Origin of the sequence: Acidocella sp. (genome assembly GCF_035535915.1) — a bacterium.
Lineage (GTDB): Bacteria > Pseudomonadota > Alphaproteobacteria > Acetobacterales > Acetobacteraceae > Acidocella.
On sequence record NZ_DATLPB010000029.1, the window covers coordinates 1 to 15,409 of the forward strand.

16 protein-coding genes are annotated in these 15,409 nt (G+C 64.4%); 4 read left to right on the forward strand and 12 right to left on the reverse strand.

The annotated features are described in order from the left end of the window. Positions 1-93 precede the first annotated feature (93 nt). Entirely contained in the window at positions 94-420 is a 327-nt protein-coding gene (locus VNC39_RS03825; RefSeq protein ID WP_325396342.1) for a zinc ribbon domain-containing protein YjdM, read from the forward strand. Between the two features lie 89 nt (positions 421-509). Here VNC39_RS03825 and ccmI read toward each other — a convergent pair whose 3' ends face one another. Genes ccmI through VNC39_RS03860 form a run of 7 tightly spaced genes read right to left on the reverse strand, consistent with a single transcriptional unit; the run spans position 510 to position 5,505 of the window. Next, positions 510-1,121 (reverse strand): c-type cytochrome biogenesis protein CcmI, encoded by a 612-nt coding sequence (ccmI, locus tag VNC39_RS03830; protein ID WP_325396344.1) that lies wholly within the window; start codon positions 1,119-1,121, stop codon positions 510-512. Further along, positions 1,118-1,564, reverse strand: coding sequence for a cytochrome c-type biogenesis protein (locus VNC39_RS03835; protein ID WP_325396346.1), 447 nt, complete (start codon positions 1,562-1,564; stop codon positions 1,118-1,120). Before VNC39_RS03835 ends, ccmI begins: the two co-directional genes overlap by 4 nt. Then, entirely contained in the window at positions 1,561-2,124 is a 564-nt protein-coding gene (locus VNC39_RS03840) for a DsbE family thiol:disulfide interchange protein (protein WP_325396348.1), read from the reverse strand. The genes VNC39_RS03835 and VNC39_RS03840 overlap by 4 nt, the downstream gene beginning before the upstream one ends. Further along, positions 2,125-4,095, reverse strand: a complete 1,971-nt coding sequence (locus VNC39_RS03845) for a heme lyase CcmF/NrfE family subunit (protein ID WP_325396350.1) — start codon at positions 4,093-4,095, stop codon at positions 2,125-2,127. It lies immediately after the preceding gene. Next, positions 4,092-4,604 (reverse strand): cytochrome c maturation protein CcmE, encoded by a 513-nt coding sequence (gene ccmE, locus VNC39_RS03850; RefSeq protein ID WP_325396352.1) that lies wholly within the window; start codon positions 4,602-4,604, stop codon positions 4,092-4,094. Before ccmE ends, VNC39_RS03845 begins: the two co-directional genes overlap by 4 nt. Continuing rightward, positions 4,604-4,732, reverse strand: a complete 129-nt coding sequence (gene ccmD / locus VNC39_RS03855; RefSeq protein WP_325396354.1) for a heme exporter protein CcmD — start codon at positions 4,730-4,732, stop codon at positions 4,604-4,606. The genes ccmE and ccmD overlap by 1 nt, the downstream gene beginning before the upstream one ends. Beyond that, positions 4,729-5,505 carry a heme ABC transporter permease gene (locus VNC39_RS03860; RefSeq protein WP_325396356.1) on the reverse strand — a complete coding sequence of 259 codons (777 nt, stop codon included), beginning with the start codon at positions 5,503-5,505 and terminating at the stop codon, positions 4,729-4,731. Before VNC39_RS03860 ends, ccmD begins: the two co-directional genes overlap by 4 nt. Before the next feature lie 65 nt (positions 5,506-5,570). Between VNC39_RS03860 and VNC39_RS03865 the strand changes: the two genes are divergently transcribed. From VNC39_RS03865 to VNC39_RS03875, 3 genes are all read left to right on the forward strand, one after another. Continuing rightward, positions 5,571-5,999, forward strand: a complete 429-nt coding sequence (locus tag VNC39_RS03865; RefSeq protein WP_325396358.1) for an EVE domain-containing protein — start codon at positions 5,571-5,573, stop codon at positions 5,997-5,999. Next, positions 5,996-6,529, forward strand: coding sequence for a peptide-methionine (S)-S-oxide reductase MsrA (msrA, locus tag VNC39_RS03870; protein WP_325396360.1), 534 nt, complete (start codon positions 5,996-5,998; stop codon positions 6,527-6,529). Before VNC39_RS03865 ends, msrA begins: the two co-directional genes overlap by 4 nt. A 285-nt stretch (positions 6,530-6,814) precedes the next feature. Further along, positions 6,815-7,204 carry a cupin domain-containing protein gene (locus tag VNC39_RS03875; protein WP_325396362.1) on the forward strand — a complete coding sequence of 130 codons (390 nt, stop codon included), beginning with the start codon at positions 6,815-6,817 and terminating at the stop codon, positions 7,202-7,204. Between the two features lie 135 nt (positions 7,205-7,339). On the opposite strand, the gene VNC39_RS03880 is transcribed toward VNC39_RS03875, so the two are convergent. From VNC39_RS03880 to carA, 5 genes are all read right to left on the reverse strand, one after another. Further along, complete coding sequence (locus VNC39_RS03880; protein ID WP_325396498.1) at positions 7,340-8,536, reverse strand: threonine ammonia-lyase; 1,197 nt, start codon at positions 8,534-8,536, stop codon at positions 7,340-7,342. 239 nt (positions 8,537-8,775) lie between these two features. Then, on the reverse strand, positions 8,776-9,249 hold the full coding sequence (gene greA, locus VNC39_RS03885; RefSeq protein WP_325396364.1) for a transcription elongation factor GreA: 474 nt from the start codon (positions 9,247-9,249) through the stop codon (positions 8,776-8,778). A gap of 85 nt (positions 9,250-9,334) precedes the next feature. Beyond that, complete coding sequence (gene carB, locus VNC39_RS03890; RefSeq protein WP_325396366.1) at positions 9,335-12,577, reverse strand: carbamoyl-phosphate synthase large subunit; 3,243 nt, start codon at positions 12,575-12,577, stop codon at positions 9,335-9,337. A gap of 12 nt (positions 12,578-12,589) precedes the next feature. Continuing rightward, positions 12,590-13,768, reverse strand: coding sequence for an AAA family ATPase (locus tag VNC39_RS03895; RefSeq protein WP_325396369.1), 1,179 nt, complete (start codon positions 13,766-13,768; stop codon positions 12,590-12,592). A 68-nt stretch (positions 13,769-13,836) separates the two neighbouring features. After that, positions 13,837-15,165 carry a glutamine-hydrolyzing carbamoyl-phosphate synthase small subunit gene (gene carA, locus VNC39_RS03900; protein WP_325396371.1) on the reverse strand — a complete coding sequence of 443 codons (1,329 nt, stop codon included), beginning with the start codon at positions 15,163-15,165 and terminating at the stop codon, positions 13,837-13,839. Positions 15,166-15,409 lie beyond the last annotated feature (244 nt).

Below are 15,409 nucleotides of genomic sequence, written 5' to 3' on the forward strand. Positions count from 1 at the left end.
GAGAGGAAAGTGGCCGTTTTTTCGATCAAAAGCGGCCCAAGCCCATGGGCATGCCCGATTGTGCGCCGCACGCCGCCGCGTTAAGCCTCGCTCATGAGCGCTACCGCCCCTGCCTGCCCGCAATGCACCTTGGAAGACACGCATCTTCAGGGAGCGAACCATGTCTGCCTCACCTGTGGCTATGAATGGCCCGCCGAGATTTCCGCGCCCGGGGGCGCTGACGAGGTGGTGCGCGATGCCAATGGCGTGGCGTTGGCCGATGGCGACACGGTGCTGGTGATCAAGGACCTTAAGGTGAAAGGCTCTTCGACAACGCTGAAGGTGGGAACCAAGATCAAGAACATTCGCGTGCGCGGCGGTGACCACGCGATTGAAGCCGGCAGCTACATGCTCAAAGCCGAGTTTCTGCGCAAGGCGTGAGGCGTTGCCGCCCCCATCGCCCATACCCCAAAATAACAAAGTTTTTTTGCTACTTTTTGTTCACAAAAAGTAGCCCTTCCTTGTCTGTCTTACTGCTGCACCTGGCTGATGCGCTGCGCGTCAAGCGCCCGCCAGGAGGCGTTGGCCGGTGCGTGGGCGATGGATTGTTTGAACAGCGTCAGGGCTTCGGGCGTGATGGTGCCGGCGCGTTCGGCCAGGGCTTCGCCGAGATAGGCCTCGCCCTGGCTGGCGTCGGCGGTGTTGGCCGGTTCGGCCGCCAGCCTTGTGCGGAGCAGGGCGATGAGCTGGTCGAGCTGCGCGTCGGCCTTCTGTTGCTTGGCCAGCCACTCCGTGTGGGGTTCGGAGGGAACATAGGGCGTGCTGCCCGGCAGATAGAGCGCGAAGGCGGCGATGGGGATGGCGATGAGGGTGAGGATCAGCAGGAGCCGTGCGTTGCCGTCCAAAGGGCGTTCTTTGAGGCTGTCGGCGGCGAGCAGGCGGCGCTCCACTTCCAGCTTGGCGGCGGCAAATTCCGGTGCGCCGATGCGCTGTTCGGCGAAATCGTGGCTGAGCTCATCGAGCTGCGCGCGGTGAATGGCGAGTGCGGCCGCGCGGCGGTCGCGCGGGCGGCCGCCGCGAAACGCGAGCGCCACGGGCGCAATCAGCACCAAGGCGAGGCCGAGCATGTAGAGAAAAATCATTGCAGCAATTCATCCAGGCGCTTGGCGTCTTCTGCGCTCAAAGGGGCGGGGGGCGTCACGCGGATGCGTCTTGCTACCCAGAAGATCAGCAGGCCGATGATCAGGGCGAGGGGCGGCGTGGCGTAGAGCAGGTAGGTGAGCGGCGTGAAAGGCGGCTTCAGCAGCACGAAAATGCCGTAGCGCTGCACCATGAACTGCATGATGCTTTTGTTGCTGTCGCCTTCCACAACGTGCTGGCGAATGATGATTCGCAGTTGCTTGGCGAGCGTGGCGGAGGAGCCTTCGATGCTCTCATTCTGGCAGACCAGGCAGCGCAGCTGGTCGCCGATCGCCTCGGCCCTGGTTTCCTGCGTCTGGGTCAGCGTCACGCCATCGCGCGTGACCATCTGCGCCTGGGCCAAAGCCGGCAGAAACGCCAGCAGAAATAACAATACCCGTTTCATGAATAACGGCGCAGCAGCTTGTTCAGCGTGCCGTTGACGATATCGGGGGTCAGCGGTCCGGCATAGCGCCAGCGCACGATGCCGGTTTTGTCGATGAGATAGGTTTCCGGCACGCCATAGACGCCCCAGTTGATGGCGGTAAGGCCGGAAATGTCGGTCGCGATGCGGGTATAGGGATTGCCGTTTTGCGCGAGATAGTGCGCGGCGGTGTCCGCCTTGTCCTCATAGTTGATGCCCCAGATGGTCAGGCCGTTTTTCGTCAGCCAGTCGAGCATCTGCGCTTCCTGCACGCAGGGAATGCACCAGGAGGCGAACCAGTTCACCAGCATCGGCCGGGGCGGCGCCAAAAGATCGAGATTGCTGAAGCCGGGGCCGCCATTCAGGCCGGGCAGCGAAAAAGCCGGTGGGCGCTTGCCGATGAGCGGCGAGGGCAGAGCGTGCGGGTCGTAATCGTTGCGCTGCATCCGGCGCAGGATGGTGTAGAAACCTTCGCCACCGACGACCGCGAGGGCGAGCGGGATGCCGAACAGCAGGCGCCGCCTTGTGGCCGACATCGCCATCTAGGCCGCCACCTCAGCCGGCTTTTTGCGCTTGGCGCGCGCCGGGGCGCCGACGCGCAGGCGCCGGTCGGAGAGTGAGAGCGCGCCGCCGAGCGCCATGATCAGCCCGCCGAACCAGATTTCCGGCGCGAGCGGGTGGCGGTTCAGGCGCAATTCCGCGCCGCCCCCGGCGGGCTCGTCAGAGAACACCGCGTAGATGTCCTGGAACCCGTTGGTGTTGATTGCGGCGTCGTCGGTGACGGTGCCCTGGGCGGCGAAATTGCGCCGCGAGGGGTGCAGGGTCAGGAAGGGGTGGCCGTGCGCGCTGAGCGTGACATCGGCGATGCGCTGCGAATAATCCGGGCCGGGCGCGCTGCGGATGTCTTCCAGGGTCCAGCTGTAGCCGCCGAGTTCGGTGGTCTGGCCCGGCTGCATGACGATGACCTTCTGGGTCGCCAGCGTCATGCCGGCAATGCCGAGTATGGTGACGCCGAAGCCGAGATGGCCGAGCGCGGCGCCGATCGCACTGCGGGGCAGGGACGCCAGCCGGGCGAAAGAGGCGCTGAGCGGCACGCGGAACAGGCGCAGCCGCTCCGCGAAGTCGGTGAGCGCGGCCAGCATCACCCAGGCGCCGCCGGCCAGGCCGAGCGCGGTGACCACATGGCGCTCGGCGGTGGTCACCAGGAACACCACCAAAGCCACGCCGGCGGCGAGCCACAGGCGGGCCAGGGCCGGGGCCAGGTCGGCGCGCTTCCAGGGCAGCAGCGGGCCGACGGCCATGGCGAGAATCAGCGGCGCGGTCAGAGGCAAAACCGTCTGGTCGAAGAACGGCGCGCCGACTGAAAGCTGGATGCCGAAGAACAGATCGACGAAGGGCGGATAGAGCGTGCCGACGAACACCACGGCGGCGATGGCGCAGAGGAAGATGTTGTTGAGCACCAGGGCGCTTTCGCGGCTGAGCGGCGCGAAGATCCCAGCGGCCGCCAGCACCGGGGCGCGCACCGCGAACAGCAGCAGCGAGCCGCCGATGGTCAGCCCCAGCAGCACCAGCAGGAACAGGCCCTGGCCCGGCGCGGCGGCGAAGGAATGCACGGAGTTGAGGATTCCGGAGCGGACCAGGAAAGTGCCGGACAGGCTGAGCGAGAAGGTGGCGATGGCCAGCAGCACCGTCCAGGCCTTCAGCGCCTCGCGCTTCTCCACCACGATCGCGCAATGCAGCAGCGCCGTGCCGGTGAGCCAGGGCAGCAACGCGGCGTTTTCCACCGGGTCCCAGAACCAGAACCCGCCCCAGCCCAGCGTGTAATAGGACCACCAGCTGCCGAGCGTGATGCCGGCGGTGAGAAAAATCCAGGAGAGCAGCGCCCAGGGGCGCACCCAGCGGCCCCAGGCGGCGTCGATCCGGCCTTCGATCAGTGCTGCGACAGCAAAGGCGAAGGCGACCGAAAAGCCGACATATCCGGCGTAAAGCACCGGGGGGTGGAAGGCGAGGCCGGGGTCCTGCAGGATCGGGTTAATGCCCGCCCCTTGCAGCGGCGGCGGCCAGAGCCGGGCCAGCGGGTCGGAGACGGTGAGGGTGAACAGCAGGAAACCGCCGGAGACGAGGCCGAGAACGCCGAGCACGCGGGCGCGCAGGGAGGCCGGCAGGTTATGGCCGAACAGCGCGACCACCCCGCCGCACAGTGAGAGGATGAAGCACCAGAGCAGGATCGAGCCGTCATGGTTCCCCCAGGTGCCGGTGATGCGGTAGAGCAGAGGCACGGCGCTGGACGAGAAATCCGCGACATTCTCGACCGTGAAATCGGAGACGATGCCGGCATAGATCAGGCACAGCAAGCTGGCACCGATCGCCAGCAGATGGCTGATCGCCAAAGCCGGGGTGGCGCGCATGGCCCGCGGGTCACGCAGGCCGGGGGCGAAAATGCCGACTACACCTTGCGCAAAGGCCAGCGCCACGGCGAGGGCCAGGGCGAAATGTCCGATCTCGGGGATCATGAACTCGTGCTTTTAACTTGCATTGTATTCCAGCTCGAGGCCGCTGGAGGCGGCCCGTAGATCGGGTTCCATTTGCCGGCCTGTTTCAGCGCCTGTTCCACGTCCTTGGGCATGTAGTCGGAACCGTGCTTGGCCAGCACGTCGCTGGCCGCGAACGTGCCGTTGGCGGTCATGGCGCCGATCGCCACCACGCCCTGGCCTTCGCGGAACAGATCCGGCAGCACGCCGGTGAAGGTCACCGGCACCGAGGCCTGGCCGTCCGTCACCCGAAACGAGGTGGTGGGCGCGTCGCTGCCCGCGGCGATTTTGGTGTTCACCGTGCCGACCTGGACGATGCCGCCGAGGCGGAAATCCACGCCGGGCGCCGGGTCTTTGGCGAGCACCTGACGCGGGCTGAGGAAATAGGTGAGGGTGGACGAGAAGGCGGCGAGCATCAGCCCGGTCGCGGCACACAGGCACAGGCCGCAGGTGAGAACCAGATAGAGGCGGCGTTTTTTGCGCGCCTGCATCAGCGGGTTTCCACCGCGCGCAGCCGGCGCAGGGCGCGGCGGTAGCGGGCGAAGGTGAGGGCGCCGATGCCGGCCAGGAACAGCACCGTAACGCCGTAACTGCCGTCGATGAAGGGGGCGAGGTTCATGAGTTGCGCTCCGCCGCGGCGAGCAGCAGGCCGCGTGCGCGCCGCTCCATGATAGCAGCGCAAATCCGCGCGCCGACGATGGTGACAAAACAGAGATAGAAGCCGAGCGAGGAGATGATCAGCGGGTAGAGCATCGTGATGTAGATCTTCGAGCCGCTGCCGAAGGAGATGCTGTTGCCCTGATGCAGCGTGTTCCACCATTGCACCGAGAACACGATGATCGGCAGGTTGATGGCGCCGACCAGCGCCAGGATGGCGGCGGCGCGGTGGCCATGAGCCGGATTATCGAACGCGCGGATCAGCGCGATATGGCCGAGATAGAGAAAGAACAGGATCAGCACCGAGGTGAGCCGTGCGTCCCACACCCAGTAGGCGCCCCATTCGGGCTTGCCCCAGAGCGAGCCGGAGACCAGGCACACGAAGGTGAAGCCGGCGCCGACCGGGCCGATCTCCTCCGCCGCGAGATCCGCCAGCGGATGCCGCCACACGATGGAGAAGAACGAGCAGACCGCCAGCGTGGCGTAGCCCGCCATCGAGACCCAGGCGGCGGGAACATGCACATACATGATGCGCGATGCGGCGCCCTGCTGCCAATCCGCCGGCGCGAATTCATAGCCCCAGACGATGCCGGTAACGGTGACGACGAGCGACAGGACCGCGAGCCATGGCAAAGCCGGTTGCACCAAGCGGAGGAAGCGTCCCGGATTGGCGAAACGGTGAAGCCAGGATCCGGTTTTGCCGACGCGGGCGGCAAGCAGCGCAGTATCCTTCATAATCTGGATGATATGGTATGGATGGTGGGATTTGAAGCCATGCGGTAAGGCATTAAGTTCGTGGCATGACAAATTATTGGCTGATCAAGTCCGAACCCGACGCGTTTTCCTGGGATGAACAGGTGAAAAATGGCGTGGAGCCTTGGACCGGGGTGCGCAATCACAGCGCAAAAAATAATCTCAAGGCGATGAGAAAAGGCGATCTCGCCTTCTTCTATCACTCGAACATCGGCCGGGAAATTGTCGGCATCGTGCGCGTGGCACGCGAAGCCTACCCCGATCCTACCGCCGAGTCGGGAGACTGGGTGTGCGTGGACATGCAGGCTGTGCGCCCTGTGCCGCGGCCGGTCCCGCTCGCCGAGATCAAGGCCGATCCGCGCTTCAGCAGCCTCGCGCTGGTGCGGCTCTCCCGGCTCTCCGTGGCGCCGGTGAGCGCGGAGCATTGGACCCAGCTTTGTGAACTGGGCGGCATTGAGAAAGGAGCGACATCATGACGGAGACGGCGATTTTGGGCGGTGGCTGCTTCTGGTGCACCGAGGCGGCGTTCAGCGAGCTTCGGGGCGTGAGCGCCGTGCAGTCGGGCTATGCCGGCGGCAACAGCGAAAACCCGACCTACAGGCAGGTCTGTTCAGGGACGACCGGCCATGCCGAAGTGGTGGAGGTCACCTTCGACCCGGCGGTGATCTCCTATGAGGATCTGTTGCGGGTGTTCTTCACCATCCATGACCCCACAACCCCGAACCGCCAGGGGGCGGATATCGGCACGCAATATCGTTCGGTCATTTTCTACACCAATCCGGACCAGGAAAAGGCGGCGCGGGCGGTGATCGCGGAATTCGATAAAGCCGGGGTCTGGGGGCACAAGATCGTCACGGAAGTTCAGCCGGCGCCGGCCTTCTGGCGGGCCGAGCCGGAGCATGACCAATATTTCGCCCGCAACCCGTTCGCCGGCTATTGCCAGGCGGTCATTGCACCCAAGGTCGCGAAGCTGCGCAAGCTGTTCGCGGAGCGGCTGAAGGCCTAGAGCGCGACGACTTTAAGCCGAACCATTTTATGGTTCGGCTTAAAGTCTGAATCGCCCTCTACCTTATCTCTCTCGAGCCTGAGGCGACGCTCAAAAGCGCGGCACGACCGTTCACGAAACTTGCTTGCGCCCCCTGCCGGGGCGTAAGCTTTCGGCCCGTCGCTGTTGCGACACGGCCTGCCGAGAGCGCATCTTCCAAAGCATTTTGGCATCGAAAAACAAGAAATAACAGGGGGTTGTGGTGCGTTTCTCGGGGGCGCTGATGCAACCGCGGAGGACCATGCCATGGCTGATCACAAACACCAGAAAGACCAGGACCAGAAGACCGAACACAAATCCTTCGCCCACTCTGAGGAGCGCCGGGAATTTCCTCACGGGCACGCGGAAATCCTCGAGATCGGCGGCACCAAGATCGGCCGCATGACCTTCGAGCCGGGGTGGCGCTGGTCGAAGGACGTGAAGCCGATCGTGCACACCAAAAGCTGCGAGGCGCCGCATTTCCAGTATCATGTGAGCGGCCGGCTCGCGATCCGGATGGATGACGGCACGGAATTCATCGCCGGGCCCGGCGACATCACCTCGCTGCCCAGGGGGCACGATGCCTGGGTGGTGGGCAACGAGCCGGTGGTGGTGGTCGACTGGTTCGGGGCGAGCAGTTACGCCAAGGCGCAATAAGGCCAGAAAGCGCTACTTTTTGTGAACAAAAAGTAGTTTTTTATTAGTTTGGGCCGTGCTGGTTTCGTCGCCCATGACCCAGCGTAACCAAAAGTTTTTGCGCCGCTTTTTTCAAAAAGCGGCTGCTTACTTGCTTTACAGCCTACGCAGCACGAACAGTTCGGCAAGCGAAGCCTCGATGGCCGCGCCGTGGGCGGCGTCGCGGGCTTCGATCATCACTTCGAGTTCGGCATCCTGCACCGAGGGGGACGAGAACAGGCGGTGATGCGCGACCTCGATGATGTTGCCGCCGCGCGCCCCGATGCGGGCGGCGACTTCCGCCAGCATGCCCGGCCGGTCCGGCATTTCCAGCACCACGCGCATGATGCGGCCATCGCGCAGCAGCGTGCGCATCAGCGTGTTGGCGAGAATGCGGGAATCGATGTTGGCGCCGCAGATCGGGATGCCGATTTTCTTGCCGCGGAACCGATCGGGGAAGGCGAGCACGGCGGCGAGGCCGGCGGCGCCGGCGCCCTCGGCCACCTGCTTGGCGTTCTCCACCAGGGCGGCAATGGCGCCTTCGATGTCGTGTTCGGTGACCACCAGGATTTCGACATTCAGCGCCCGCAGCACGCTGAGCGGCTTCTGGCCGATATCGCGCACGGCGATGCCCTCGGCGACGGTCGGGCCGCCGACCTCGATCGGCTTGCCGGCCAGGGCCTTGGCGAAGGCGGCGTAGTTTTCCACCTCGACGCCGAAGATTTCGAGGTCGGGCCGCAGCGCGCGCGCCACGGTGGCGCAGCCCGAGATCAGTCCGCCGCCACCGGCGGCGACCACCATCATGTCCAGGTCCGGCACGTCCTGGAGCATCTCCAGCGCCATCGTGGCCTGGCCAGCCATGACGCCGAGATCGTCATAAGGGTGCAGAAAGAACAGCCCGTCGCGCCGGGCCAGCTCATGCGCGTGGGCGGCGGCCTCGGCCAGGGTCTCGCCATGCAGCACCACTTTCGCCCCCCAGGCGGAGGTGCGGGTGACCTTGGTGGCCGGCGTATGCTTCGGCATGACGATGGTGGCGCTGATGCCGGCCAGAGCGGCGTGGCGCGCCACCGCCTGGGCATGGTTGCCGGCGGACATGGCGATGATCCCGGCCTCGCGCTCGGCGGCGCTCAGCAAGGCGATGCGGTTCGCGGCGCCGCGCTCCTTGAACGCCCCGGTGGCCTGCAAATGGTCGTATTTCAGGTAGATTTCCGCGCCGGTGAGGCGGGAGAGCGCATCGGAGCGCAAGAAGGGCGAGCGCAGGATGCGCCCCTCGATCCGCTGCGCCGCGGCCTCGATGTCGGCCAGGCTGAGCAAGGCGGCTTCCGGGCTGTGAGGTTGGGTCATGGAGCTTAGCCTAGAGCATGAGGGGAGCAGACGAATTCACACGAAAGGAAGGAAGCGGCCGCTTTTTGAAAAAAGCGGCGTAAAAACTTTTGTTATGCTGGGCCTGAGACCGTGTCGGCGCCAACACCCATGACCCAGCGTAAACAAAGTTTTTTTGCTACTTTTTGTTCACAAAAAGTAGTGCTTCCTTCCTGATGTCCTGAGGCGGCTCAGCCGTACGTGATTTTCAGGATTTCATAGGAACGGTCGCCGCCCGGCGCCGGCACGGCCACCGTGTCGCCGACGCGCTTGGCGATCAGCGCCTTGGCCAGCGGGGAGGTGATCGACAGGCGCGACTGCTTGATGTCGGCCTCATGCATGCCGACGATCTGATAGCAGACCTCCAGCTCGGTATCCTCGTCGATCAGGTGAATCGTCGCGCCGAATTTCACGGTGTCGCCGGACAGGCTAGCCGGGTCGATGACTTCGGCGGCGGAGATGATTTCTTCCAGTTCGGCGATGCGGCCTTCCACGAAGGACTGGCGCTCACGCGCGGCATGGTATTCCGCATTCTCGGACAGGTCGCCATGGCTGCGTGCCTCCGCGATGGCGCGGATGATCGCCGGACGCTCCTGGGCCTTGAGAGTGCGCAGCTCTTCCTCGAGCGAGGCAAGGCCGGACGCGGTCATCGGAAATTTCTGCACAGTATCTCCTCAGGGAAAACCCTGACGGGGTTGGGGTTGATGTAATAGCCCCCACCGGCGCCCCGTGAGAGCGCCGGTGTTGAGCTTAGAACGGTTGCGCAAAGTACGACTGAAGCGGCGCAACTTCAAGGCTGCCTGAAATTAAGGCAGAAATGGCGTGCGCCACGGCCCGTGCCGCCGAAATTGTGGTGAAGTTCGGCACGCCATGGGTCAAAGCGGAGCGGCGGATGTCGTAGCTGTCCGCCACCGATTGCGGGCCGCGCGCGGTGTTGATCACCAGCTGGATGTCGCCGGAGCGGATCGCATCCACGCAATGCGGCCGCCCTTCCAGCACCTTGTTCACCTTCTTCACCGGGATGCCGGCGGCGGCGATGTGCCTGGCGGTGCCGGAGGTGGCCATGATCGAGAAGCCGAGCTCCGCCAGGCGCCGCGCCACCGGCACGATCGCGGATTTGTCGGAATCCCGCACCGACAGGAACACCGTGCCGGACCGCGGCAGCGACACGCCGGCGCCGAGCTGCGCCTTGGCGAAGGCGCGGGCAAAATTGGTGTCCAGCCCCATCACTTCGCCGGTGGATTTCATCTCCGGCCCGAGGATCGTGTCGACATTGGGGAAGCGGGCGAAGGGGAACACCGCTTCCTTCACCGCCACGTGGCGTGTGGTCAGCGCATCATCGAGCTTGAAGCTCGACAATTTCTGCCCGGCCATGACCAGAGCGCCGATTTTCGCCACCGGCACGCCGGTCGCCTTGGCGACGAACGGCACGGTGCGCGAGGCGCGGGGATTCACCTCGAGCACATAGATCTCGTCATTTTGGATCGCATACTGCACGTTCATCAGCCCGACCACGCCGATGGCTTTCGCCATGGCGGCGGTCTGCGCACGCAGTTCCTCGACGATGGCCGGGGAGAGCGAATAAGGCGGGATCGAGCAGGCGGAATCCCCGGAGTGAATGCCGGCTTCCTCGATATGCTCCATCACCCCGGCGACATACACGGTTTCGCCGTCGGCGATGCAGTCCACGTCGACCTCGGAGGCCTCGTTCAGATAGCCGTCGATCAGGACCGGGTTTTCGCCGGACACGCGCACGGCCTCGCGCATGTAGCGGGCCAGCCCGGCGCGGTCATACACGATCTCCATGGCGCGCCCGCCCAGTACGTAGGAGGGGCGGATGACGACCGGGTAGCCGATGCGCTCGGCGACCGCCTCGGCCTGCTCGGTGGAGCGGGCAATACCGTTCTCCGGCTGGCGCAGGCCGAGTTTCTGCAGCAGGGCCTGGAAGCGCTCGCGGTCTTCCGCGAGGTCGATCGCGTCGGCGGTCGTGCCGAGGATGGGAATGCCGGCCTCTTCGAGCGCCTGGCTGAGCTTCAGCGGGGTCTGCCCGCCATATTGCACGATGCAGCCGAGCAGCGTGCCGTTCTGCTGCTCGGTGCGGATCAGTGAAATCACGTCCTCGGCGAACAGCGGCTCGAAATAGAGCCGGTCCGACGTGTCGTAATCGGTGGAAACGGTCTCCGGGTTGCAGTTGACCATGATGGTCTCGAACCCGGCCTCGCGCAGCGCGTAGGAGGCGTGCACGCAGCAATAATCGAACTCGATGCCCTGGCCGATGCGATTCGGGCCGCCGCCGAGAATGACGATCTTCTTGCGGTCGGTCGGCTGGGATTCGCACACCGGCGCGCCGTAACCGCCCTCGAAGCTGCCATACATGTAGGAGGTCGTGGAGGCGAACTCGCCGGCCGAGGTGTCGATGCGCTTATAGACAGGCGTGACGCCGAGCTTGAGCCGCGCCGCGGTGACGGCGGCTTCCTTTTGGCCGGTCAGCGCGGCCAGCCGCTTGTCGGCGAATCCCAGGGCTTTCAGGCGGCGGAACGACAGCGCGTCGCGCGGCAGGCCGTTCTTTTTAACCTCGGTCTCGGCATCGATGATCGTCTGCATCTGCCGCAGGTACCAGGGGTCGAATTTGCAGGCGGAAAAAATTTCCTCCACCGAAATGCCGGCGCGCAGCGCTTGCGCGGCCACCAGCAACCGGTCCGGGCGCGGGGTGGAGAGCGCGGCCTTGAAGGCATCCTGGGTGCCGTCGCCCGGAGCAGGGATCTCGTCGAGGCCGGAGAGCCCGGTTTCCAGTGAGCGCAAGCCCTTTTGCAGGGCCTCGGCGAAATTGCGGCCGATCGCCATCGCTTCGCCGACAGATTTCATCGAGGTGGAAAGCAGCGCCGGGGTGCCGGGGAATTTCTCGAAGGTGAAGCGCGGGATCTTGATCACCACATAATCGATCGTCGGCTCGAAGCTCGCCGGGGTGCCCTTGGTGATGTCGTTGCGCAGTTCATCGAGCGTGTAACCGACGGCGAGCTTCGCCGCGACCTTGGCGATCGGGAAGCCGGTGGCCTTCGAGGCCAGCGCCGAAGAGCGCGACACGCGCGGATTCATCTCGATCACCACCATGCGGCCGTCGGCCGGGTTGATGCCGAACTGCACGTTGGAGCCGCCGGTATCCACGCCGATGCGGCGCAGGCAGGCGATGGAGGCGTCGCGGAGGATCTGGTATTCCTTGTCGGTCAGCGTCAGCGCCGGCGCGACGGTCACGGAATCCCCGGTATGCACGCCCATCGGGTCGATGTTCTCGATGGAGCAGATGATGATGCAGTTATCCGCGCTGTCGCGGACCACCTCCATCTCGTATTCCTTCCAGCCGGCCACGGATTCTTCCACGAGGATTTCATCGGTGGGCGAGGCCTCGATGCCGCCGGCGCAGATCTCGAAAAATTCCTCGCGGTTATAGGCGATGCCGCCGCCGGTGCCGCCAAGGGTGAAGGACGGGCGGATCACCGCCGGCAGGCCCACCAGCTCCAGCGCCGCGGCCGCCTCTTCGCGGTTATGCGCGATCGCACTGCGCGGGCCGGCGATGCCGATTTCCGCCATGGCGTCGCGGAATTTCAGGCGGTCTTCCGCGCGGTCGATGACATCGGCCTTGGCGCCGATCAGCTCCACGCCGAGCCGCTCCAGCACGCCGGACTTGGCCAGAGTCATCGCCGTGTTCAGCGCCGTTTGCCCGCCCATGGTGGGGAGCAGCGCGTCCGGCTTCTCGCGGATGATGATCTTCTCGACCATCTCCGGCGTGATCGGCTCGATATAGGTGGCGTCGGCGAGCGACGGGTCGGTCATGATCGTCGCCGGGTTGGAATTGACGAGAATGACGCGGTAGCCTTCCTCGCGTAGCGCCTTGCAGGCCTGGGCGCCGGAATAGTCGAACTCGCAGGCCTGGCCGATGACGATCGGCCCGGCGCCGATGATCATGATGCTCTTGATGTCAGTGCGTTTGGGCATGGTGCTCTCTCGTCAGTCAGGCCGGACACGGCGCAGATATTGTTCAAACAACGGAACGGTAAAGGCGGTATCGCCATGGGCGGGGGCATAGACCATGCCCTTGGCGATGAGATTGTTGCGAGTCGGCGCGATCGATTGGGATGTCACGCCAAGCGCCGACGCGATTTCCGCCGAGCGGTACGGGCCCGTGCCGGGCAAGCCGGCCATGGCGCGCGCATAGTCGCGCTCGCGCGGGGTGAGGCGTTCGAAACGAACCTTGAAAAAACCTTCATCCAGCCTGTGCAAGGCTTTTTGGGTCGCGATTTCCACATCGGCTTTGGCGATCGGCGAGGCGCTGGCGGAATTCCAGGTCTGATAGCCCCATTCCTGCAGGAAAAACGGATAACCCTGCGTCCAGAGCAGAATCTCGTTCAATGCGGCCGGCTCAATCTCTTCGCCTTCCGATTTGATCGGCTTCTGGATGGCGTCGATGCTGTCGGAGGCTGTCAGCGCGCCGACCTGGGGAAAGTCGAAGAGCCGCTCGGCATAGGATTTCGAGCGCCCCATGAGGGCGGTGACCTGCGGCAGGCCGGCCCCGAACATCATGATCGGCAGGCCGAGCTGCGCCATGCGATGCACGGACATGATGAGCGCGCTCATTTCGGCTTCGCTGAGATATTGCAGCTCATCGATCAGCAGCACGACGTGCCGCTGCCGGTCCTGCGCCGCTTTGCCGATGGCGGCGAAGAGGTCCGGCAGGTCGACTTCCAGGTCGCCGCTATCCGCGATGCCGGCTTCCGGGTCGACATCCAAAGTAAGCTCGGCGTCGCCATATTTTACGCGCAGGCTGGCCATGAAGCTTTTGAAGATGCGCAAGGCACGCTTGGCATGTTCCGAAAGCGCGCCGAGCCGGTCCAGATCCAGCAGCAGGCGGCGCAAGGCAGGGACGAGCAGTTGCGGCAGGCTCTTATCCTCATGCGCCTCCAGGCTGATGCAAAAATATTGCCGATCCTGCGCCATCAGGCGGAACTCGTTCAGCAACACCGTCTTGCCGACGCCGCGCAGCCCGACGGCAACGAGGCCTTTGGCCGGGCGGCCCAGCTTCAGCCGGTCGAGCGCGATGCGCGCCTGCTCGACCAATTCCCACCGGCCGCTCAACTCTGGCGGGGGCGTGCCGGCGCCTGGCGCGAAGGGGTTGCGTACGGGGTCCATGCGGTACATATAGGGGCTTTAGTGATATATAGCAAAAAATCGCTATACACAGCTAAAGACGCTATCTTTTATCCGATCATCTCAACGAAACGCTTGAACAAATAGCTGGAATCGCTCGGCCCCGGGCTTGCTTCGGGATGGTACTGCACCGAGAAGACGCGCTTGGCCTGGCAGGCGATGCCTTCGTTGGAGCCGTCGAACAGCGAGACATGCGTGACCTCCACGCCCTCGGGCAAGCTCTTTTCGTCCACGGCGAAACCGTGATTCTGCGAGGTGATCTCCACTTTGCCGGTGGCGAGGTCCTTGACCGGCTGGTTGGCCCCGCGATGGCCGCGCTCGAGCTTGTAGGTCTTGGCGCCGAGCGCATGGGCGAGCAGCTGGTGACCGAGGCAGATGCCGAAAATCGGCACGCCTTCCTGCATCACGCCCTGAATCGCCGGCACGGCGTAAGCCGCCGTCGCCGCCGGGTCGCCGGGGCCATTGGAGAGGAACACGCCGTCGGGCTTGTGGCGTAGAATATCACTCGCCGTGGCATTGGCGGGCACGACGATGACGCGGCAGCCGGCCGAGGCGAGCGAGCGCAGGATATTGCGCTTGGCGCCGTAATCCACCGCGACCACCGTGCGTTTCGTTTCCGGCTGGGCAAAGCCATGCTCCCAGCTCCAGGTGCCGCCGGTCCATTCATAGGATTGCGTGCAGGAGACTTCGGCGGCCAGATCCATGCCGTCGAGCCCGGGCCAGGCGGCGGCGGTCTGCGCCAGCGCGGCGAGGTCGAACTTGCCGTCCGCGGGATAGCACAGCACCGCGTTCGGCGCGCCGAGATCACGGATGCGCAGGGTCAACGCGCGGGTATCGATTCCGACGATGCCGGGGATGCCCATTTTTTGTAGCCAGTCCTGCAGTGGCGCGGTCGAACGGTAATTCGAGGGCGCGGTGATGTCCTCTTTGATGACCAGCCCGCGCGCGAAAATATTCGTCGCCTCGGAATCGTCCGCGTTGGTGCCGACATTGCCGATATGCGGGAAGGTGAAGGTGATGATCTGGCCGGCGAAGGACGGGTCGGTCAGCGTTTCCTGATAGCCGGTCATGCCGGTGCTGAAGCAGAGCTCGGCCGCCAGGCTGGTGCCGTGCGCGCCGAAGCCGCGCCCCCAGAACACGCTGCCATCGCCCAGCACCAGGCAGGCGGTGGCGCCCGGTGGCGTTTCCGTCTGCGCGGACGTGCCATTCAACTCTTCCATGGTCAGCCCGGTTGCTGCCATAATGGCGGGCCAATGACGGGAAGGAATGGCGTTGCCGCTCCGCCATTTGCGGACGGCTTCGGGCGAGACCCCGGTCAGGGCGGCGGCGGCGTCGTTGCCGCCGAGACGGAGCAGAATATCGGCGATGGAAATGGACATAAAAACAGTTTACGGGAAGAATTATCCGGCTTCAATCGTTTTTGATGGTGCTGGAAATTTTTTCCGGGCGTGGTTGGCAAAGGAAGGGGAAGGCTTCTTTTTGTGAACAAAAAGAAGCAAAAAAACTTTATTTATGCTGGGCCAGGGGCGTTGGCGCTGACGCAGCCTGAGGCCCAGCATAATAAAAGTTTTTGCGCCGCTTTTTTTCAAAAAGCGGCCGCTTGCTTGCCGCCGTATCGTTGTC